This window comes from Methylobacterium sp. D48H, from assembly GCF_053345715.1.
This window is the reverse complement of sequence record NZ_JBKFAP010000016.1, coordinates 102,019-123,055: the sequence shown is the minus strand read 5'-3', so window position 1 is coordinate 123,055 and position 21,037 is coordinate 102,019. Positions and strand designations below refer to the sequence as shown.

Genomic DNA, 21,037 nt, shown 5'->3' with positions numbered 1-21,037 from the left:
GCATTCGGGTTAGTAAATCGCAAAGACCTGCGGCCGTTCGCCGGCAGTCAGTGGGCGAATATCGATGTCAAGTCATTGAATGCGATACAGTCTATAGCTTTACATGGATTAATATCGGGATCGGGCCGGGGCCTTTGAGGGGCCGCAGCTAGGCGCTCACGCTGTAGTGGATCGGCTTGAAGCTGCCGTTGTTCGACTGCAGGGCCGAGCAGGCGGTGAGCCCGATGATCAGGTCGGTCTCGGCCACGAACACGATCCGGTCCCCCGCCCGGCTGAGGGGCGGCGCCACGGTGAGCGCCCCGGTCGCGCCGTCGACCGGCACGTTCATGAAGCAGTTGAACGCCACCGGGATCGCGTCCGGCGCGATGCCGTAGGGTGCGAGCGCCGCCGCGAGGTTGCCGAAGCAGCCGCGATGCGGGTTCGCGTCGCCGTAGATGATGCGGAACGTGTCGGCCGAGCACGGCGTCAGCAGGAAATCGTGCCGGCCGACCGTATCCTCGAGGATCCGCAGCAGGATCTTCGAGCGGTTCGAGTAGAGCGGGTCGCCGGTGGTGAGGTAGATCCGGCTGGCGTAGTCGAGGGTCCGGCCCGACGAGATCACCTCTCCCGTATCGTGGCGGTTGAAGGCGAGGAGGTCGGCCACCTGCTCCCCGCACGGGTCGATCACCGTGAGGCGCTGGCCCCGGTCGAGGGTGAAGGCGACGCCGGAGCGCGGCGCGATCGTCTGCACGTCGGCCTGGCACAGGGTGGGTTGGCACATGGGGGTGGCTCGCTCCGTACTGGGGACCGGATCCGACCGGCTCAGGCGCCGCTGCCCGGCAGCCCGCAATCGAAGGGCAGGGCCGGCGGGCTCCAGTCCCGGGCCTCCGGGACCGGCGCCGGCCGGCCCTTCATCGGGCAGCGCCAGTCCGCGTCGACCGCGCGGCCGCTGTACTGGCGCGCCTCCGAGGCCTCGCCGTGGCGCGCCAGCATCGGGTTCACGCTGCCGGCGAGGGCCTCGTCGCGCTCCAGGATCGCGGCGCGCAGCTTCTCGTAGCGTCCCTCCGCCCGCAACCGCTCGAACTGCGCGTGCAGGTTGAAGACCAGGACCGGCGACGAGAAGCGCCGCGCCGGCCGGCTCGCCTGCGGGTGCAGCCCGACGACGAAGAACGCCTCGCCGCCGAAGCTCAGGGAGAAGTGGGGGTTGTCGGGATCCTCGGCCACGCGGGCGTCGTGGGGCTGGCCGAGCCAGGCGTCCTTGTCGGTCAGGGATTGCGCGCGCGCCCAGAGGTTGTGCTCGAACGCCTCCTCCGAGAGGTCGCCCGGCCCCTCGAACACGACCGCGAAGCTCTGGAACAGGTCGGGCTGCGCCCGGTACTGCGCCACGAAGGCGAGCAGCGCCGGGTAGATCCGCATGTCGTCCCAGCCCGAGGTGATGTCCCGGGCCACCACGATCCGCATCCGCCCGCGGGACAGGGCCGACTTGGCGCCCACGCAGGGGAAGGGCGGGTTCCGGATGAAGTCGCGGAAGGCCTCGGCACGGGGGTGCTCTCGGTCGTCGCGGGGGAGATGCATGCAGGGCCTGCCCGGTCTCTGCGCGGTCGGCCTCCACGCGAGGCGGCCGCTGTTCGGGACTCCGGGAACACCACCGGGAGGCCACTGTTCCGTCCTGCGACAGGTCGTCCGGGGGATAAGGTGAATCCGGTCGCGTGTGGCCAAGATCTGTGCGGGTGGACGGCCAATATTCCGTGGATCAGCGCCAGCGAATAAACATAGGTTAAGGCTGAAAAGACTCCCTGTGCCGGCGGTGTGCCGGCGCTGTGCTGCCGCGCGCGGCCTCTGCACTGGGCCGTCCCAGCGCGCGAGCGGCTCATCCCCGGCCGGCCCGCCGCGCCCGGTGCCGCGCCGCCGCCGCGGCCCCGAAGGCCTCGAACAGCGTGCGGTTGATCGGGTTGGTCGCCGGATCGTGCTCGGCGTGCCACTGGACGCCCAGCGCGAAGCCCGCCGCGTCGCGGACGCGGATCGCCTCGACCGTGTCATCCTCGGCGAGGCCCTCGATCACGATCCGGCCGCCCGGCTCCAGGATGCCCTGGCCGTGCAGGGAGTTCACCCGGATCGTCTCGCGCTCCAGGAGGCGGGCGAAGGCGCCCCCGGGCGTCAGCCGGACCTCGTGACGGTCGGCGAAGATCAATTCCAGGTCCGGGTGGATCTCGCCGTTCGCGAGGCGCGGCATGCGGTGGTTGAGCCGGCCCGGCAGATCGCGGATCTCCGGGTGCAGGCTGCCCCCGAAGGCGACGTTCATCTCCTGGAAGCCGCGGCAGATGCCGAACAGCGGCACGCCCCCCGCCACGCAGGCCTCGATCAGGGGCAGCGCCACGGCGTCGCGATCCTCGTCGTAGGGCTCGTGCGCCGCGCAGGGCTCGGTGTTGAAGCGCGCCGGGTGGACGTTGGCGCGGCCCCCCGTGAGCAGGACGCCGTCCACGGTGTCGAGGAGGTCGCCGAGGTCGGTGACCGCCGGGACGGCGGCGAACATCAGCGGCAGGGCGCCGGCCACCGCGGCGACCGCCCGCATGTTGTTCTCGCCGACGATCTGCGCCGGGAAGCGGCTGTCGATCAGGCGCGCGTTGCCGATGACGCCGATCACGGGTCTCGCCATCGTTCCGGCCGCTCCTCGATCCTGCCCTGCCCGCCGCGGCAGGCTCTACGACCCACGCAAGGCCGGCGCCAGTCCCGTCCGGCTCACGGCGGCGACAGAACGCCCGCGTCCGAAGCCTCGGCGCGGAGCACCTCGGCCACGCGCTCCGGCGCCTCCTCGTGGGCGAGGTGGCCCAGCCCCCGGATCAGGCGGACGCGGGCGTCGGGCATGCGGTCGCGCAGGGCGAAGGCGGTGTCCGGCAGGATGGCCTTGTCGTCGCCGCCGACGATCAGCAGGGTCCGGGTGGCGAGGCCGGGCAGCGCCCGGTGCAGCCCGGCGAGATCCCAGTTCGCCATCATGCCCAGCGCCCCGCGGACATGGCCGGCCCGGGCGAAGAGCCGCCGGTAGAGGTCGACCCCCTCCGGGTCGAGGCGCGAGCCGGTCCCCTCGATCAGGCGCTTGGCCGCGGACCGGTCCGCCGTCCAGGCGAAGATCCGGGGGGTGAAGGGGTTGAGGAACAGGAGGCGTGCCATGCTGGGGAACAGCAGGTTCGCCGCCCCCGGCAGCGGCGCGAGAGCGCCGTTGAAGGCCGCCAGCAGCCGGGGCGCGATGGCGCCGTCGAGGCACATCCGCGCGAGGACGGCGGCGCCGGCCGAGTGGCCGGCCGCCAGGACCGGCGGCCGGCCGAGTGCCGCAACGAGGCCCGCCACGGCCCGGGCCATGCCGGGCAGCGACAGGTCGGCGTCGGGCAGCGGGTCCGTGAAGCCGTGGCCCGGCAGGTCCGGGGCGATCACGGAGAAGTCGCGCGCGAGGAGCGGCGCCAGCCCGCGCCACGAATGCGTGGCCGCCCCGGTCCCGTGCAGGAGCAGCAGCGTCGGGGCGTCCGGAGACCCGTATTCCTGGACGTGCCAGCGGAGGCCGGCCGCCTCCACGAAGCGGCTGGCCTCCCGATGGGGCCAGTCCCGGCCCTCCACGGCCCAGTCGGGCCGGTCCGCGTCGAAGCCGGTCAGCATGCGCGCGTATCCTGCACTGCGGCATGGCCGGACGATCCAGGGGCGACGGCGGCGCTATCGTTCATGGCCGGAAGTATTTCGTAACACTGAACAATCCTATGCGGCGGCCGCATGCCACCGGTGAGCGGAGACCGATTGCTGCGCTGCAACAGCAACGGCATATCTCGGGCGAGCAAGAACAAGACGCGTCCACCAACTCCGGAGAAGGTCATGATCCTCTTCACCTCCTCGACCCAGAACATCGCCGCTCCGGTCTCCGGCGGCTGGAGCCTCAAGGCCATCGTCCGCGAGATGCTGAGCTCCTGGCTCGCCCACCACCAGCGCCTCGCCGACAGCGGCATCGGCGGCGACCTCTGACACCCTGTCGCGGGGGTGACGGGTGCGGCGCTCAGAGCGCCGCCCGCACCGCCGCGCTGAGCTGACCGGCCTCGGCCCGGGGCAGCTTCAGGTAGCGGGCGCCCATCGCGTCCGCCACAGAACGGGCCTCGTCGCCCCGCGTGCCGGTATCGACCACGAGGGCCGGCAGCCCGGCCGCACGCAGGGCTCGGGCCGCCTGCAGGGCCTCCGCGCCCGCCCGGGCCCGTCCCCCCTCCCCCGACCGCGCGACGTTGGCGCGCCCGTCGGTCAGCAGCACGATCGCCGGCCGGCTGCCGCCGCGGCGCACGCCCAGAGCCACCGCGACCGCGGCGTCGATCCCCGCCGCGAGCGGCGTCCCGCCCCCGCCCGGCAGTCCCGAGAGCCCGCGCTTGGCGCGGGTGAGCGACCGGGTCGGCGGCAGAACGAGATCCGCGCCGGTGCCGCGGAACGCCACCAGCGCCACCCGGTCCCGCCGGACATAGGCCTCCGCCAGCAGCAGCTCGACCGCGCCCTTGGCCTCCGCCAGCCGCTCCAGGGCGGCCGAGCCCGAGGCGTCCACGCAGAACACCGTGGTGGTCTCGGTCCGCTGCTTGAGGATCCGGATCCGCAGATCGTCCCGCCGCACCACGATGCGGCGCGTCTCCCCCTCTACTCTGCGGACGGCCTGCCAGGGCGCCGCCGCCCGCAGGGTGGCGAGCAGGTCGAGCCGTCCCCGCCGCGGGTCGCCCCGCCGGCTGCCCACGGGGCGGCCGGTGCGGGCCGAGGCCGCCTGCCCGACCCGGCCGGCCTTCGCGGCCGGGAGACGCTGCGCGCCCGCCAGAAGCTGGTCGAGGAGGTTCGGCGGGATCGCGGCGCGCACCGCCTCCAGCACGACGTCGTCGGGCGCCTCTGCGGCCGGACCCGACGCCTCCTCCGCGTCGTTCGGCTCGGGCGGCTCCGCCGGCGCCTCCGCGGTCTCGGGGACGGGCTGCTCCGGTGCGGGCAGGCGCGTCGCCCGCGGCGCCAGGACGAGGCGCCCGGCCGCCACGATCGCCCCCTGGCCGATCGGCCCGTCTCCCGCGAGGGCGCGCGCCACGCGCGCCGCCAGGATCGGGCCGCGCAGCGACGCGATCCCGAAGGCCTCGGCCAGGGCGCAGAGGCTCCCGACCGGGTCGGGCTCCGGCGCGCCCGGGGCGGGTTCCGGCTCGGCCGCCGCGGTGTCCGCGAGGCCGAGCCCGCTCAGGTCCAGCCGGAAGGCGAGGCGATCGGCCAGCGCCTCGGCGACCGTCTCGTCCGCCACGCCCTCGTCGAGGAGGATCAGGCCGAACCGGGCGCCGCGGTCCGAGACCGTGCCGGTGTCGAGGGCGGCGGCGAGCCGCGACGCGGTGCCCGGCGGCAGACGCTCGGCCATGGGGACGACGACGATCCCGCCATCGGCCTCCGCCAGCAGGCCGGCCCGCGCGACGGGGCGGCCCGCCGCCAGGGTCGCGGCGAGATCCAGGCCGCCGAGCAGGCCGTCGTCGCCGATGCCGGGCGGCAGGCGCCGCCAGGGCGTTCCCGGGGGCAGCGCCGCCCGCACGCTGTCGAGCCAGCGCTCGCGCACGGGCCCGGCGGGGGCCCGCAGCACCGCGCCGCCGAGCCCGTGCGGGTCCGCGGCGAGAAGCCGGGCGGCCAGGCGGGCATCGGCCCAGGCGCAGGCCGGTGTCCCGCCCTGCTCTGCGGGACGGCGATGTTCAGGCATCGGCTCGAGCGGGGCGCGACAGGGCCCCGCTCCCGAGCGGGTGCCGAGGGTCAGACACGTCCATCGGACCGCGACGCGGGCGACGGAGCGCGACCGGCCCCCTCTCCCGGGCGGGAGAGGGTCGGGGTGCGGGATGCGGAGGTCCAGTCCAGAGCGCGCCCGCGCGACGCGTTCGGGCCGCGCCTCGTCCGGCCGGTCCCCGTCCCCCACCCTGTCCCGCGCCCGCACGGGAGAGGAGCCCCGCGCTCCGCTCCGCGCCGATTCGGCCGGAGCCGCGCGATGAACGCCCTCGCGGTCGGGGCGCGCGCAGCGGCGCCGTCACGCGAAGACCTCCGCCAGCGCCCGCTCCACCCGGGCGGTGGATCCGGATTCGTCGAGCGGGTTGCGCCGCAGCCGGTGGCGCAGGGCGGCCGGGGCGATGCGCCGGAGGTGATCGTCGGTGACCATCGCGGCGCCGTCGAGCGCCGCGAGCGCCCGGGCCGTGCGCATCAGGGTCAGTTCCCCGCGCAAGCCATCCGTCCCGAGGGCGAGGCAGAGGCGCGCGGCGCGCTCCAGGGCGGCATCCGGCACGGTGACCGATGGCAGGCGCTCCCGTGCCAGCAGGATTCTTTTTTGAATCTTTCGCTCTTCGCCTTCACGGGCAGCACAGAACCCCTCCGGGTCGCGCTCGTAGGCGTCGCGGGCGCGCACCACCGCGATGCGGGTGGGGATGTCCCTCGGCGTCGCGACCTCGCAGGCCAGCCCGAACCGGTCGAGGAGCTGCGGCCGCAGCTCCCCCTCCTCCGGGTTGCCGGAGCCGACGAGGACGAACCGCGCCGGGTGGCGGAGCGACAGGCCCTCGCGCTCGACCGTGTTGACGCCGGAGGCCGCCACGTCGAGCAGGAGGTCCACGAGGTGGTCCTCGAGGAGGTTGACCTCGTCGATGTAGAGGAAGCCGCGGTTGGCGCGGGCCAGCAGCCCCGGCTCGAAGGCCTTCACGCCGGCGCCGAGCGCTTGCTCCAGGTCGAGGGTGCCGACCACCCGGTCCTCGGTGGCGCCCAGCGGCAGGTCCACCACCGGCACCGGCTTTTTCTCGGACTTTCTCCGCGCGCCCGGCAGGCTCGCGCAGTGCGGACAGGATTCTGCGGGACTTTCGGGATCGCAATTGTACGGGCAGCCGACCACCGCCCGCATCGGCGGCAGCAGGGCGGCCAGCGCCCGGATCGCCGTGGACTTGCCTGTGCCGCGGTCGCCGAAGACCAGCACGCCGCCGACCGCCGGGTCCACCGCCGCGATCAGCAGCGCCTGGCGCATCTCGTCCTGGCCGACGATGGCCGAGAAGGGGAAGGTGGGCACGCGATGACTCGATGCTGCGGGGGCATCCAACCCAACCCCCTCATCCTGAGGTGCCGCAGCGCAGCGGAGGCCTCGAAGGAGGTCTCCAGAAGACGTGCGATGGCTGGAGGCCTCCTTCGAGGCCCGCTGACGCGGGCACCTCAGGATGAGGGCGAAGGTGGGAGAAGGGAACCCCCGCCCGCGCTTACTCCGCCGCCTTCTGCCGGAGCCCGATCCGGCCCCAGATCGTGGTGAGCGCCTCGACCAGATGGGCGATGTCGGCGTCGGTGTGCAGCGGCGACGGGGTGATCCGCAGGCGCTCGGTGCCGCGGGCGACCGTCGGGTAGTTGATCGGCTGCACGTAGATGCCGAACTCGTCGAGCAGGGTGTCGGAGATCCCCTTGCAGAGCACCGGATCGCAGACCATCACCGGCACGATGTGGCTGTCGTTCGGCATGGTCGGGATGTCGGCGGCCTCCAGCGCCTGCCGGACCTTCGCCACCCGCTCCTGATGCCGGGCCCGCTCGACGCCGCTCTCCTTGAGGTGGCGGATCGACGCCGCCGCGCCCGCCGCGACGGCCGGCGGCAGCGAGGTGGTGAAGATGAAGCCCGACGCGAAGCTGCGCACGAAGTCGCAGAGTTTTTCCGACGCCGTGATGTAGCCGCCGTGCACCGCGAAGGCCTTGCCGAGCGTGCCCTCGATCACGTCCAGCCGGTGGGCGACGCCGTCCCGCTCCGAGATGCCGCCGCCGCGGGCGCCGTAGAGGCCGACCGCGTGGACCTCGTCCAGGTAGGTCAGCGCCCCGTGGGCCTCGGCCACGTCGCAGATCTCGGCGATCGGCGCGATGTCGCCGTCCATCGAGTAGACCGACTCGAAGGCCACCAGCTTCGGCCGGGCCGGGTCGACCAGCGCGAGCTTGCGGTTCAGGTCCTCCGGGTCGTTGTGGCGGAAGATGTGGCGCTCGGCCCGCGAGAACCGGATCCCCTCGATCATCGAGGCGTGGTTCTCGGAATCGGAGAAGACCGCGCAGTTCGGCAGGCGCGACGCGAGGGTCCCCAGCGCCGCCCAGTTCGACACGTAGCCGGAGGTGAACAGCAGGGCCGCCTCCTTGCCGTGGAGGTCGGCGAGCTCGCGCTCCAGCAGCACGTGGTAGTGGTTGGTGCCCGAGATGTTGCGGGTGCCGCCGGCGCCGGCGCCGCAGCGGTCGATCGCCTCGTGCATCGCCCCGGTGACGGTCGGGTGCTGGCCCATGCCGAGATAGTCGTTGGAGCACCAGACCGTCACGGGCCGGGTGCCGGCCGCGTGGTGGTGGGTGGCGTGCGGGAAGTTGCCCGCGTGGCGCTCGAGGTCGGTGAAGACCCGGTAGCGGCCCTCGCGGTGGAGCCCGGCGATCTCAGCCCCGAAGAAGGTCTCGTAATCCATGTCGCCTCTCCCCGAACAAATCCTGCGGGTTGATCCCGCCTGTGACACCGGACTTCGCACAAGACCAGTTCCAGATTGGTGGACGTGCGTCGCCCGCTCGTGATCCCTCGGCCTACACGTGGTCCGGCGGCCCGGCCGCTTCCCCGGGCGCCCGGGCCGGCAGGCTCCAGCGCCACAGCTCCGCCGAGGGCAGCGGCAGCATCAGGAACCAGTGCTCCAGGGTGGCGAGCGCGGTCAGCGTCGCCAGGACCGTGAAGCCGATCAGCTCGTGCTCCAGCAGGTCGGCGCCGAGCGCCGCCCGCCCGAGCAGGGCCGCCGCGATGGTCCCGAGGCTCACCGAGACCGGGAACAGCAGGTTCATCGGCTTCCGGGACAGGTAGCAGGCGAGGTAGCCGAGATGGTCCGGCAGGAACTCGGCGTGGAGGTTGCGCACCCCCAGGAACAGGTTGAGCCGCGCCGACAGGTTCATCACCACCAGCGTGCCGTAGGTCCACAGGGCGAAGCGGTTGGGGCTGCCCCAGACCAGCGCCAGGATCGCGAGGCCGCCGACCACGATGGCGAACTCGTGCCACAGGCTGGTGGCGAGCGCCGCCAGGAACCGGTCGAGCCCGCGCACGCTCGGCGCGCAGGCGACGGGCCGCGGGCCCGACAGGAAGCCCATGTAGTAGCTCATCTCCTGCCAGCCCCAGACGACGAGCGCCGCCGTGAAGGCCGTGTAGGCCCCCGTGGCGCTCGTGTCGGCGGCGCTGGACCGGATCGCCACCAGGGCGCCGGCGAGCAGGAGAGTCGCCCCGGCCATGCTCCACGGATGCGTCCGCCGCGGGGCGTGATCGAGCAGCAGGATCAGCCCGGTGGAGAACCACCAGAGCAGGACCGCGTACAGGACCGGGGCGGCGTAGGTCCCCATGCTACCAGACCGGCTGGAGGCGGATGTCGGCCGGCAGGGCGTTGGCCTTGACGGGCAGGAGATAGAGCCGCGCGAAGGTCACGGCCGCGCGCGCGGCGTGGAATCCCTGCAGGGCCTTGCCGGCGAGGCCGCCCCGTGCCTTGGCGTCGGCGATCGCCCGGGAGCAGGCGAGCAGCCGGTCGAGGCCCGCCTTGAACTTCGGGTTGTCGATATCGAGCTCCAGCGGGAAGGTCTGGCGGGAGATCTCCGAGGTGATCCGGAAGACCTTGAAGTCGTAGTCGCTGGGATCGACGCCGAGCGCCGCGTGGAAGGCCGGGCGGTGATGGTCGCGCACGTACATCGTGGCGAAGACGGCGAGCAGGAAGAACCGGATCCAGTAGCGGTTCACGCCGCTCGTCAGCTTCGGGTTGGCGCGCATCAGCAGCGCGAAGGCCTCGCCGTGGCGGAACTCGTCGTTGCACCACAGCTCGAACCACTTGAAGATCGGGTGGATGCGCCGCTCCGGGTGCCGCTCCAGCTCGCGGAAGATCGTGATGTAGCGGGCGTAGCCGATCTTCTCGGACAGGTAGGTGGCGTAGAAGATGAACTTCGGCCGGAAGAACGTGTACTTCTTGGACTTGGTGAGGAAGCCCAGGTCCACGCCGATGCCGAAATCCTTCAGCGTGTCGTTGATGAAGCCGGCGTGGCGCGCCTCGTCGCGGCTCATGAAGCCGAACAGCTCCTTGATGTCCTTGTTCTTCGCCCGCTTGCGCATCTCGGCGTAGAGGACGCAGCCGGAGAACTCCGCCGTGATGGACGACACGAGGAAGTCCAAAAACTCCTTCCGCAGCTCCGGCTCCATCTTCGACAGGTCGCAGTCGAACTCCTCGTTGCGGGTGAAGTGGCGCTTGTTCGGGTCCGAGCGCAGCTCGGCGATCAGGATGTCCCAGTCGGGCCGCACCGGCTCGACGTTCGTGCGGTCGAGCTCGTCGAAATCGGTCGTGTAGAAGCGCGGGCTGAGGAAGGTCGTCTCCTGCGCCGAGCGGGTCGATTCATTGATCGGCGTCTTCGGGACGGGCTGGCCGGAGGGTGGCGGGACGGGTGCGTTCACAGCTTCCTCCTCTCGGAAAAGCTGACCTCGTAGAGTTCGGTCAGCTCGAGATGCGCGATGAGCTTGGTCCAGGCCCGCTCCAGCGCGCCGGCCCGCGTCACGGTGGCGGTGCGCCGCACGGTGAGGCGCTCGCCGTAGGGCACCGAGGTCGGCGCGTCGTGGACCTGAACCGCGTCGCCGGGCTCGATCTCGAAGCCGGCATCGAGGGTCACGTGCGCGTGCAGACTCTCGGGCGTCTGCTCGATCTCCACCGTGCAGGGCACGGTGACGGTGCGGCTGCCGAACAGGCCCATCACCGCGTCTCCGCGGCGGGGGCGCCCGGCGCGGGCATCAGCCGCGCGAAGGCCCCGGCATTGGTCGGCCCGAAGGCCTCCAGGGGCACCCGGCGGCCGGTGGCCTCGTCGGCCAGCGCGAGGCGGCCGTCGTCGTAGCGGGTCAGGCTGAAGGGCTTCTCGGGGCCGAGGCCCTCCCGCTGGCGGGCCTGGGCGAGGCCCCGCAGGGTCCCGCGCAGGAACCCGTCCTCGCCGGGACGGATCCAGGCGACGATGTGCCGGTCGGCGACGTCCCGCAGGGCGATCGAGCCGTCGACCTGATCCTCGGCGCGGAACTCGAGGCGCTCCACCACCTTGGCGGGCGGCAGGGCGACGAGGCCGACCTTCTCGCTCCGGCCGATCAGGACCGCCAGCATGGTGAAGCCCATCAGCGCGCCGGCGCCGATCATCAGCAGCGCCGGTGCCGGTCCCGCGACCGCCATGGCCCGGCCGGCGCCCTCCGCCCGCTCGCCCATCGTGCCCCTCCCTATTCGGCCGCGACGAGGCGGCCGGGATTCTCGTCCGCTCGGCCGAGACGCGCCACCCGAACCGGCGGCGCGGTGCCGTCGGCATGGGCCTCGAGGGCGCGTGCCAGCAGCGCCGCCGCGGCGTCCGCGTCCGGCACCGAGCGCAGCATGGGCTCGGTCCGGGCGAGATGCCAGGGCCGGACATGCGGCCAGATGTGAAGGTAGGCGATCCGGAGGCCCGGCCGCAACCGCAGCGGCAGGTCGCCGCTGCCATCCGTGAAGGCCCGCAGGGCCGCCGTCTCGATCTGCGCGAAGGGCAGGTTGTGGGTCACCGGCAGGGCGATGCCGGCCTGCAGCACGACGCGGCGGTTGGTCACCGTGTAGAGCGTCGTCCGGTGGGTGAGCCAGGCGAGCAGCCAGAGCAGCGCGACGGCGCCGGCGCCGATCACCAAAGTCGGCGCCACCACCTTGATCGCCGCCGCGGGCGAGCCCGCCGCGAGGCCGAAGGCCACGGCGCAGACCGAGAACCACGCGATCACCAAGCGGGCGTGGAACACCCGGACCAGCAGGCCCGCGGTCGTCGGCGCACCCTGCCAGAGGATGCGCTCGCCCGCCGGCAGCGGGCCGGGCAGACCCCGCAGGGTGCCCTCGGGGAGGAAGTCGCCGCTCATATCAGGGGCTCCGCCCGGGCCGGCGTCGCGTAGAGCGTGCCGGCGCCGAAATACGAGATGATCCGCTCCTCCTCCAGGAAGGTCACGCTGTCGGGGTCGCGGGTGCTGGGGATGTCGGCGAACTGGCTCGCGAGCAGAGCCTCGGTCGTCACCGTCTTGGTGAAGCCGCCGGCCCGGCAGAACGTGGTCGGCATCAGCCGGCGCCCGCCCGTCGGGAGCTCGACCTCGTAGTAGCGGATCAGCGACTCGCCGCGGTCGACCCAGACGTCGCTGATCACGCCCGCGACCGCGTTGTCGGTGCCGAACACCGTCATGCCGATCGGGTTCGGGCCGTCCTCGTGGATGACGAAGTTCTTCGCCACCCGCAGGGGCACGATGCGGATCTCGTCGTCCCAGGTCCGGTCGTGCACGTCGTGCCGCAGCACCCAGGAGCCCGGGCCGACGCCGGCCTGGAGCGACGTCTCCGTGCGCTCGTAGGGGGCGCCCGGCCAGGGTTCGACCTTGCGGGCCGGGATCCCGGTCTCGATGTCGTCCCGGCCATGAACCGCCTGCGGCGCGTAGGTCGTCTCGCCGCCCGGCAGATGGAACGCCTTGGACCGGGGGATCAGGATCGGGTCGTCCGCCTTGCGGCGGCCGACCGTCTCGTTCTCCAGCGGGTAGCCCTCGCGCCGGTCCTCCCGGCGCAGCCAGAAGACCAGCCCCGCGAAGAAGAGGAAGAACGCGTAGAGTACGACCTGGGCGACGTCGACGTAACCCGTAAGTGCGCCGGTTGGCATGGCTGTCCTCCCCAAGTCTCAGGCTGTGCGGCCGGCGAGGCCGTCGGTGATGCTGTCTCGAACTCGTATCCGGGCGTCCTCGCGCACCAGCGGTCCGAGCGCGAGCAGCGCGGCGAACAGCAGGGCGATCTCGATGTGGTAGACGATGAGGTAGCCGATGGCGGGCTCGTTCATGCCCTCGCCGAGCACCCCCGACTGGGCGATGGCGCCGCCGACGTCGCGCACGAGGCCGCTCGCCGCGATCGACAGCCCGGCCGCGGTCGCCTGCACGGCGCCCCAGGCACCGAGGGCGAGCCCGGTATCCTCGGGGCCGGCGCGGTTCATCGAGGCGGTGAGCGTGCCGTGGGCGAACAGGCCGCCGCCGAGGCCGATCAGGCTCACGCCCGCGGCGAACAGGTCGGCCGAGGCGAGCGGGGCGGCGAAGACCACCGCCGAGAAGGCCAGGATCCCGATCCCGACGCCCACCGCGGAGACGCGGAACGGGTCGCCCCCGCGCCCGAGCCAGCGCGCCGCGACCAGCAGGCCGAGCCCGCCTCCGGCGGCCAGCAGCGCGGTCAGCGCCGTGGTGGCCGCCACCGAGAGGTGCAGGATCTGACCGCCGTAGGGTTCGAGCAGGATGTCCTGCATCGAGAAGCCCGCCGTGCCGAGGCCGATCGCCACGAGGCGTCGCCGGGCGGTGCCCTGCCCCGCATAGGCCTGCCAGGAGGACCGGAAGTCGCGCTGCGGTGCCGTCCGCGTCCGGTTCGGATCGCGGGGCTCCTGCTTCCAGAGGGCGAACCCGTTGAGGATGATCGTGACCAGCGCCGCGCCCTGGATCACCTGGATCAGCCGGACGGGTGAGAAATGGGCGAGGAACAGGCCGAACAGCACCGCGCTCGCCATCATGCCGAACAGGAGCGCCGCGCAGAGCAGCGCCACCACCTTCGGGCGCGCGTGCGCCGGGGCGAGGTCGGTGGCGAGCGCCAGCCCGACGGTCTGGGTCGTGTGCAGGCCCGCGCCGACCAGCAGGAAGGCGAGCGCCGCCGCGAGGTTGCCGACCCAGAGCGGCCCGGTCGTGTCGCCCGACAGGATCAGCAGGGCGAACGGCATGATCGCGAGGCCGCCGAACTGGAGCAGCGTGCCGAACCAGATGTAGGGGACGCGCCGCCAGCCCAGCACCGAGCGGTGGGTGTCCGAGCGGAAGCCGACCAGCGCCCGCAGGGGCGCGAAGACCAGCGGCAGCGCCAGCATCATCGCGACGATCCAGGCCGGAACGCCGAGCTCGACGATCATCACCCGGTTGAGGGTGCCGATCAGCAGCACCGCGGCCATGCCGACGGTGACCTGGAACAGGGCGAGGCGGAGCAGCCGTCCCAGCGGCAGCTCGGCGGTGGCGGCGTCCGCGAAGGGAAGCAGCGCCGGGCCGAGGCGCATCAGGGCCTCGGTGAGCTTGCGGGCGGGGGTCATGGTCGCGCCCCGGGTGTCATTGGCCGACCATCCGCGCGGTGAGGCAGGGCGCGCGTCAGCGCCACCGCGTTCGACAGGTAGAATCCGCTGTTGATCCGGTGCGACCGCGCCCAGGCGAAGCCGTCGAGGGCCCTTTCCGAGGCGATCCGCCGCCGCAGCCCGCCCTCGGTCACCGGCACGATGGCGGGCGAGCGATCGCCGCGCGGGAAGAACTTTCCGGCCGCGTGCATCACCGTCAGGAGCGCCGTGCGCGGCGCTACGGTGAACAGCACCGAGCCGTCCGTGCGCGCGCCCAGCACCGCCAGCGCCCGGGCGATGTCGGCGGCGCGGTAGTGGATCAGCGAATCCATCGCCACGACGTGGTCGAACCGGCCGAGTGCCGGATCGAGCATGTCGCCCACCCGGAAGTCGATGCGCCCCGCGCCCGCGATCGCCGGCAGCCGCTCCTGCGCCAGCCCGATCAGCGTCGGCGAGACGTCGATCGCCACCACCTCGGCGCCCCGCCGCGCCGCCTCGACGCTGAGCGCGCCGGTGCCGCAGCCGGCATCGAGCAGGCGTGAGCCCGTCATGTCGGCCGGCAGCCAGGAGAGCAGCGTCGCCCGCATGGCGTCGCGCCCGGCCCGCACGGTGGCGCGGATCCGGCTCACCGGGGCGTCCGAGGTCAGGCGCGACCACGCCTCGACCGCGGTGCGGTCGAAGTAGGTGGTCAGCTCGCCCCGGCGGGCGTCGTAGCTGGCGCTGGCCATCGGTCGAACTCCAGACTCAATCGAAACCGAGGAACTCGAACAGGTCGCGGTCCTTCATGGGGATCGCCTCGCAGGGCTCGCCCCCGGCCCAGAGCGTCTCGGCGAGCCGCATGTACTCGGCGGTCACGGCGTCGAGCTCGGGCGAGGACTCCATCTCGAACAGGGTCGACTTCTTGAGCCGCGAGCGCCGGACCACGTCGAGGTCGGGGAAGTGGGCGAGGCGCTTCAGGCCGACCGCGTCGTTGAACCGGTCGATCTCGTCGGTCTTGGCCGAGCGGTTGGCGATGACGCCGCCGAGCCGCACGCCGTAGTTCTTCGACTTGGCGTGGATTGCCGCGACGATCCGGTTCATCGCGAAGATCGAGTCGAAGTCGTTGGCGGTGACGATCAGTGCCCGGTCGGCGTGCTGGAGCGGCGAGGCGAAGCCGCCGCAGACCACGTCGCCCAGCACGTCGAAGACGACGACGTCGGTGTCCTCCAGGAGGTGGTGCTCCTTGAGGAGCTTCACGGTCTGGCCGACCACGTAGCCGCCGCAGCCGGTGCCGGCGGGCGGGCCGCCGGCCTCGACGCACATGACGCCGTTGTAGCCCTCGACCACGAAATCCTCGACCCGCAGTTCCTCCGAGTGGAAGTTCACCGCCTCAAGCGCGTCGATCACCGTGGGGGCGAGGCGCTTGGTCAGCGTGAAGGTCGAGTCGTGCTTCGGGTCGCAGCCGATCTGCAGCACCCGCTTGCCGAGCTTCGAGAAGGCCACCGACAGGTTCGACGAGGTGGTCGACTTGCCGATCCCGCCCTTGCCGTAGACCGCGAAGACCTTGGCGGTCTCGATCTTCAGGTCGGGGTCGAGGGCGACCTGAAGGCTCCCCTCCTCCTTCCGGGCGACGACGGGATTGCGGATCGCGATGTTCATGCGGCCACTCCTGCGGTGACGCCTTCCAGGCGGTCCTCCAGCTCCTCCTCGGCCCGGTCGAGGGCGTCGCGCATCTCTGCGTCGGGGGTCCAGAAGCCGCGGCGGTGCGCCTCGATCAGCCTTTGGGCGACCTTGGCGGAGGCGGTGGGGTTCAAGGCGGCCATGCGCTCGCGCATGTCCTTGTCGAGGACGTAGGTCTCGGTGATCCGCTCGTAGATCCAGGGCTGGACCGCGTTGGCGGTGGCCGACCAGCCGACCGTGTTGGTGAGATGCGTCTCGATCTGGCGGACGCCCTCGTAGCCGTGGCCGAGCAGGCCCTCGTACCATTTCGGGTTGAGCATCCGGGTGCGCGTCTCCAGCGCCACCTGCTCCTCCAGGGAGCGGACGCGCCCCTCCCCGCGGGTCTGGTCGCTGATGTAGATCGGCACCGACTCGCCCTTGGCCCGGGCCACCGCCCGGCCCATGCCGCCGAGCCCGTCGAAGTAGTGATCGACGGAGGTGACGCCGACCTCGACCGAGTCGAGGTTCTGGTAGGCCATGTCGACGGAGGCCAGCACCGCCTGCATCAGGGCGCGCTGCGGCGCCGGGCGGCCGGTGCGGCCATACGCAAAACTCTTGCGGCGCGAGAAGGTCTCGCAGAGTTCCGCGTCGTCGTCCCAGTTCCCCGAATCGACGAGGTGGTTGACGTTGGCCCCGTAGGCGCCCTCGGCGTTGGAGAAGACCCGGAGCGCCGCCGTCTCCAGGTCGCAGCCCTGCTCGGCCTGGATGGCGAGGGCGTGCTTGCGGACGTAGTTCTGCTCCAGGGGCTCGTCGGCAGTGGCGGCGAGGTACGAGGCTTCTGCCAGGAGCTTCGTCTGCAGGGGCAGGAGATCGCGGAAGATGCCGGAGAGGGTGACCACCGCGTCGATGCGCGGGCGGCCGAGGGTCTCCAGCGGGATCAACTCGGCGCCGCTCAGGCGGCCGTAGCCGTCGAAGCGGGGCGCGGCGCCGATCAGCGCGAGCGCCTGGGCGATCGGGCCGCCCTCGCTCTTGAGGTTGTCGGTGCCCCACAGGACCAGCGCGACGCTCTCCGGGCAGGGCTTTCCGTCGGCGGCGAAGCGCTCGAGGATCCGGGCGACCTGCCGGGCGCCGTCCGTCACCGCGAAGGCGGAGGGCAGGCGGTAGGGGTCGAAGCCGTGGAGGTTGCGGCCGGTCGGCAGCACGGCCGGGTTGCGCAGGATGTCGCCACCCGCCACCGGCGGCACGAAGCGGCCGTCGAGCGCCCGCAGCAGCGCCGGCACCTCGTGGTCCCGGGACAGCAGCCGGTCGGTCTCGGCGAGGTTCTTGAGTATCTCGCGGTTGGTCTCGTCGGCGGAGAAGCCGGAGGCCTTCAGCACCGCCTCGATGCCCCGGCCGGCGACGAGCGCTTCGATGCCGGCCCGCTCCGGCTTCACGCCGTGCGCAGACTCGGCGAGCGCCAGGAGCAGATCGACCCGCTCCTCTTCCGGCGTCCCCTGCCCGACCACGTGCAACCCGTGCGGGATCAGGGTCTGCTCCAGTTCCTGCAGCGCGGTCCAGAGGCCGGAGACCCGCGCCTCCAGATCGCCGCTCCAGCCCGGATCGGCCGCCGCGAGGTCGACCGCCGCGCCCTGGTCCTGGATCAGGCGGGCCAGGGTCTCGCGCTCGCCCGCCGCCTCGGGGCCGAGGCCGCGCCAGCGCTCGATCGAGCTCTTCAGGTCGATCAGCCCACGGTAGAGCCCGGCAGCCGCGAGGCTCGGGGTGAGGTAGCTCACCAGCGTCGCGGCCGACCGGCGCTTGGCGAGCGTCCCTTCCGAGGGGTTGTTGGCCGCGTAGAGGTAGACGTTGGGCAGCGCCCCGATCAGCCGCTCCGGCCAGCAGGATTCGGACAGGCCGGTCTGCTTGCCGGGCATGAATTCGAGGGCGCCGTGGGTGCCGAAATGCAGCACGGCGTCGGCGGAAAGATCCTCGCGCAGGTAGCGGTAGAAGGCCGAGAACGCGTGGGTCGGCGCGAAGCCGCGCTCGAACAGCAGCCGCATCGGATCGCCCTCGTAGCCGAAGGCGGGCTGGACCCCGACGAAGACGTTGCCGAACTGCGCGCCGAGGACAAAGATCTCGGCGCCGTTAGTCTGGTGGCGGCCGGGCGCCGGGCCCCACTGGGCCTCGATCTCGGCGAGGTAGGGCTCGCGGCGCAGGTGATCCTCGGCCGGGATGCGGGCGTGGACGTTGGCCTGGGTGCCGTAGCGTTTGGTATTGCCCTCCAAGATCGCCGCGCGCAGGGCATCGACGTCTTCCGGGATCTCGACCGTGTAGCCGTCCGCCGCCAAGCCCTTCAGGGTGTTGAGCAGCGAGGCGTAGACCGACAGGAACGCGGCCGTGCCGGTGGCGCCGGCATTGGGCGGGAAGTTGAACAGCACCACGGCGAGCTTCCGCTCGGCCCTCGCGGTCCGGCGGAGGGAGACCAGCCGCGCGACCCGCTCGGCGAGGCGGGCCGCCCGCTCGGGATGGACCCGCATGTCCCGGGCGTTGTCGCTGCCGGAAGCGGAGGACCGTCCGCCGAACACCATCGGGGCGGTGGCGCCGTCGAGTTCGGGGATCGCGACCATCATGGTCGCCTCGACCGGCGACAGGCCGCGGTCGCCCGCCTCCCACTGCTCCAGGGTCTGGAATTCCAGCGCCTGGGCGGCGAGGTAGGGCACGTCGAGCCTGGCCAGCATCGACTCGGCGGCGGCGGCGTCGTTGTAGGCGGGTCCGCCGACCAGCGAGAAGCCGGTGAGCGAGACCAGCGCATCGATGCAGGCGCGACCGTCCCTCATGAAGAAGGAATCCACCGCTGGGCGGTTGTCGAGGCCGCTGGCGAAGGCCGGCACGACGTCGAGGCCCTGCGCCTCAAGGGCGGCGATCACCCCGTCGTAATGGGCGGTGTTGCCGGCGAGCACGTAGCTGCGCATCACCAAGAGGCCGACGCGGCCCTTCGCGCCCGCGAGGCGGGGCAGCCGTGACGGGTCGGCGCCGATCCGGCCGGGCAGCCGCGGGTGGTAGAGGCCGGTCTCGGGGTAGTCGAGGGGTGCGGGCGCCGCCGGGCCGTCACGCCAGGCGGCCCGCTCGCCGGCCGCGTAGCGGTGCACGAGGAAGCGCACCAGCGCGGCGACGTTCTCGTCCGAGCCCGCGAGCCAGTATTGCAGGGTGAGGAAATAGGCGCGCACGTCCTGGGCCGAGCCCGGGATGAAGCGCAGGATCTTCGGCAGCTTGCGCACCAGGGCCATCTGCCGTCCGGCATTGCCCTGCTGGCCCGGCTTGCCGCGCAGCTTCTTGAGGAAGTCGAGGGCGCCGCGCTTGGTGCCGCTCATGTCGAAGCGGCCGAGCTTCGTGGTCTTCACCACCTCGCCGGCCGAGAGGCAGCCGACCATCGCGTCGCAGGCGTCGCGCCGCGCCGCCAGCGCCGGCAGGATCGCCCGCACGTGCTCGTCCATGAACAGCATGGCCGAGAGCACGATGTCGGCCTGCGCGATGTCGGCCCGGCAGGCCTCCAGGGTCGCGGGGTCGTTGTCCCATTCGGCCGCCGCGTGGAAGCCCAGAACCAGCCCGGGCATCTCGGTCCGGAGGCGCAGGCGCGCCCGTTCCACCGCGCTCGCCAAGTGATTGTCGAGCGTGACGATGACGACGCGGATCGGCGGCCTATCGGCCGAAATGCGCTTTGGCATCGTAGAGGGTCTCGACGGTGATGAGCGGCAGGTGCCGCTCCCGGGCGAAGGTCTCGGTGTTGGTGCGCGCCTTGCCCCGCACGAAGAACGGGATCTTCTTGAGTTCCTTCTCGGCCTCGGGCGACCACGCTGCGGCCCGGTCCAGCAGAATCGGAACGGGCGCCGGCGTCGGAGGGGTGTCGGCCGGCGCCCGTTCCGCGGCCTCGAACGCCCCGTCCGCCGGAGTCCCGTAGGACTTGCCGCCGAGATGCGAGGGGCCGACGCCGTCGTGGAATTCGGGATCCTCCCGGAACATGCCGAGGAGGTGCTCTTCGAGGCCCATCATCAGCGGATGGACCAGGGTGTCGAACAGGACGTTGGCGCCCTCGAACCCCATCTGCGGGGCGTAGCGGGCCGGGAAGTCCTGGACGTGCACCGGCGCGGAGATCACCGCGCAGGGGATGCCGAGCCGCTTCGCGACGTGGCGCTCCATCTGGGTACCGAGCACCAGTTCCGGCGCGGCCGCGCGGATCGCCGCCTCGACGTCGAGGTAATCGTCGGTGATCAGCGCCTCGATGCCGTGCTCGGCCGCCTCGGCGCGGACCTCGCGGGCGAGTTCGCGGCCGTAGGTGCCCAGTCCCACGACGGTGAAGCCGAGTTCCTTGGCGGCGACCCGGGCGATGCCGATGGCGTGGGTCGCGTCGCCGAACACGAAGACGCGCTTGGCCGTGAGATACGTCGAATCGACCGAGCGGGAGTACCAGGGCAGCCGCGAGCCGGGGCCGTCGAGCACCGGTGCCGGGTCGATCCCGGCGAGGCTCGCAACCTCCTCGACGAACCGGCGGGTGCCGCCGACGCCGATCGGGACGGTCTGCGTGAACGGCTGCCCGAAACTCTTCTTCAGGTAGTCCGCGGCCGACCGGGCGGTCTCGGGGTAGAGCACGACGTTGAAATCGGCCTCCCGGAGCCGGCCGAGATCGGCGGGCGTGGCCCCCAGCGGTGCCACGACATTCACGGCGATGCCGAGCGAATCGAGCAGCCGGCGGATCTCGATCAGGTCGTCCCGGTGGCGGAAGCCCAGCGCCGTCGGTCCCAGGATGTTGCAGAGCGGACGCTGCCCGGGCTCCCGCGCCGGATGCGGGGCGGGCGGACCGGCGAGCGCCCGGACGAGGCGGTAGAAAGTCTCCGACGCGCCCCAGTTCTCCTTCTTCTGGTAGGCGGGCAATTCCAGCGGGATCACCGGGATCGGCAGGTCGAGGGCCTTGGCGAGGCCGCCCGGATCGTCCTGAATCAGCTCGGCGGTGCAGGAGGCGCCGACGATCATCGCCTGGGGCTGAAACCGCGCGTGGGCGGCCGAAGCCGCCTGCTTGAACAGCTCGGCGGTGTCGCGGCCGAGATCCTGGGCGCGGAAGGTCGTGTAGGTGACGGGCGGGCGGGCGTCCCGCCGCTCGATCATCGTGAACAGCAGGTCGGCGTAGGTGTCGCCCTGCGGCGCGTGCAGCACGTAGTGCAGCCCGGACATCGCCGTGGCGACGCGCATCGCGCCGATGTGAGGAGGTCCCTCGTAGGTCCAGAGCGTGAGCTGCATGGCT

General features: G+C 72.4%; 19 protein-coding genes. 1 reads left to right on the top strand and 18 read right to left on the bottom strand.

Going from position 1 to position 21,037, the window contains the following annotated elements:
- Positions 1-148: 148 nt before the first annotated feature.
- From ACLBX8_RS22300 to bchO, 4 genes are all read right to left on the bottom strand, one after another.
- The gene (locus tag ACLBX8_RS22300; protein WP_447683211.1) at positions 149-760 is read right to left on the bottom strand and encodes a DUF1989 domain-containing protein; all 612 of its coding nucleotides are present in this window, start codon (positions 758-760) and stop codon (positions 149-151) included.
- 41 nt (positions 761-801) lie between these two features.
- Positions 802-1,554 carry a guanitoxin biosynthesis heme-dependent pre-guanitoxin N-hydroxylase GntA gene (gene gntA / locus ACLBX8_RS22295; RefSeq protein WP_447683210.1) on the bottom strand — a complete coding sequence of 251 codons (753 nt, stop codon included), beginning with the start codon at positions 1,552-1,554 and terminating at the stop codon, positions 802-804.
- Positions 1,555-1,849: 295 nt separating this feature from the next.
- A complete protein-coding gene (locus ACLBX8_RS22290; protein ID WP_447700690.1) occupies positions 1,850-2,635 on the bottom strand; it encodes a gamma-glutamyl-gamma-aminobutyrate hydrolase family protein in 786 nt (261 codons plus the stop codon).
- Between the two features lie 83 nt (positions 2,636-2,718).
- A complete protein-coding gene (bchO, locus tag ACLBX8_RS22285) occupies positions 2,719-3,627 on the bottom strand; it encodes an alpha/beta fold hydrolase BchO (protein ID WP_091926015.1) in 909 nt (302 codons plus the stop codon).
- Positions 3,628-3,837: 210 nt separating this feature from the next.
- Between bchO and ACLBX8_RS22280 the strand changes: the two genes are divergently transcribed.
- Positions 3,838-3,984 carry a hypothetical protein gene (locus ACLBX8_RS22280; protein ID WP_020095264.1) on the top strand — a complete coding sequence of 49 codons (147 nt, stop codon included), beginning with the start codon at positions 3,838-3,840 and terminating at the stop codon, positions 3,982-3,984.
- Positions 3,985-4,015: 31 nt separating this feature from the next.
- Here ACLBX8_RS22280 and ACLBX8_RS22275 read toward each other — a convergent pair whose 3' ends face one another.
- The 14 genes from ACLBX8_RS22275 to bchB form a co-directional block, all read right to left on the bottom strand.
- Complete coding sequence (locus tag ACLBX8_RS22275) at positions 4,016-5,704, bottom strand: magnesium chelatase subunit D (RefSeq protein ID WP_447700689.1); 1,689 nt, start codon at positions 5,702-5,704, stop codon at positions 4,016-4,018.
- Between the two features lie 318 nt (positions 5,705-6,022).
- Entirely contained in the window at positions 6,023-7,039 is a 1,017-nt protein-coding gene (gene bchI, locus ACLBX8_RS22270) for a magnesium chelatase ATPase subunit I (RefSeq protein WP_447700688.1), read from the bottom strand.
- Between the two features lie 184 nt (positions 7,040-7,223).
- Complete coding sequence (gene hemA, locus ACLBX8_RS22265) at positions 7,224-8,441, bottom strand: 5-aminolevulinate synthase (protein ID WP_020095261.1); 1,218 nt, start codon at positions 8,439-8,441, stop codon at positions 7,224-7,226.
- A gap of 112 nt (positions 8,442-8,553) precedes the next feature.
- The gene (puhE, locus tag ACLBX8_RS22260) at positions 8,554-9,348 is read right to left on the bottom strand and encodes a putative photosynthetic complex assembly protein PuhE (protein ID WP_012318818.1); all 795 of its coding nucleotides are present in this window, start codon (positions 9,346-9,348) and stop codon (positions 8,554-8,556) included.
- Position 9,349: 1 nt separating this feature from the next.
- A complete protein-coding gene (gene acsF, locus ACLBX8_RS22255; RefSeq protein WP_447715755.1) occupies positions 9,350-10,438 on the bottom strand; it encodes a magnesium-protoporphyrin IX monomethyl ester (oxidative) cyclase in 1,089 nt (362 codons plus the stop codon).
- Positions 10,435-10,731 (bottom strand): hypothetical protein, encoded by a 297-nt coding sequence (locus ACLBX8_RS22250; RefSeq protein WP_010686350.1) that lies wholly within the window; start codon positions 10,729-10,731, stop codon positions 10,435-10,437. Before ACLBX8_RS22250 ends, acsF begins: the two co-directional genes overlap by 4 nt.
- Positions 10,731-11,225: a photosynthetic complex assembly protein PuhC gene (puhC, locus tag ACLBX8_RS22245; protein ID WP_091682490.1), complete on the bottom strand. Its 495-nt coding sequence runs from the start codon at positions 11,223-11,225 to the stop codon at positions 10,731-10,733. The genes ACLBX8_RS22250 and puhC overlap by 1 nt, the downstream gene beginning before the upstream one ends.
- Before the next feature lie 11 nt (positions 11,226-11,236).
- A complete protein-coding gene (gene puhB, locus ACLBX8_RS22240) occupies positions 11,237-11,887 on the bottom strand; it encodes a photosynthetic complex putative assembly protein PuhB (RefSeq protein ID WP_020095256.1) in 651 nt (216 codons plus the stop codon).
- Entirely contained in the window at positions 11,884-12,663 is a 780-nt protein-coding gene (puhA, locus tag ACLBX8_RS22235; RefSeq protein ID WP_020095255.1) for a photosynthetic reaction center subunit H, read from the bottom strand. Before puhA ends, puhB begins: the two co-directional genes overlap by 4 nt.
- Before the next feature lie 18 nt (positions 12,664-12,681).
- Positions 12,682-14,109, bottom strand: coding sequence for a BCD family MFS transporter (locus ACLBX8_RS22230; protein ID WP_020095254.1), 1,428 nt, complete (start codon positions 14,107-14,109; stop codon positions 12,682-12,684).
- A complete protein-coding gene (bchM, locus tag ACLBX8_RS22225) occupies positions 14,106-14,855 on the bottom strand; it encodes a magnesium protoporphyrin IX methyltransferase (RefSeq protein ID WP_020095253.1) in 750 nt (249 codons plus the stop codon). Before bchM ends, ACLBX8_RS22230 begins: the two co-directional genes overlap by 4 nt.
- Positions 14,856-14,871: 16 nt before the next feature.
- Positions 14,872-15,765, bottom strand: coding sequence for a ferredoxin:protochlorophyllide reductase (ATP-dependent) iron-sulfur ATP-binding protein (gene bchL / locus ACLBX8_RS22220; protein ID WP_091926007.1), 894 nt, complete (start codon positions 15,763-15,765; stop codon positions 14,872-14,874).
- On the bottom strand, positions 15,762-19,466 hold the full coding sequence (locus tag ACLBX8_RS22215) for a magnesium chelatase subunit H (protein WP_447715754.1): 3,705 nt from the start codon (positions 19,464-19,466) through the stop codon (positions 15,762-15,764). The genes bchL and ACLBX8_RS22215 overlap by 4 nt, the downstream gene beginning before the upstream one ends.
- Complete coding sequence (gene bchB / locus ACLBX8_RS22210; protein ID WP_447700685.1) at positions 19,441-21,033, bottom strand: ferredoxin:protochlorophyllide reductase (ATP-dependent) subunit B; 1,593 nt, start codon at positions 21,031-21,033, stop codon at positions 19,441-19,443. Before bchB ends, ACLBX8_RS22215 begins: the two co-directional genes overlap by 26 nt.
- Between the last annotated feature and the right edge of the window lie 4 nt (positions 21,034-21,037).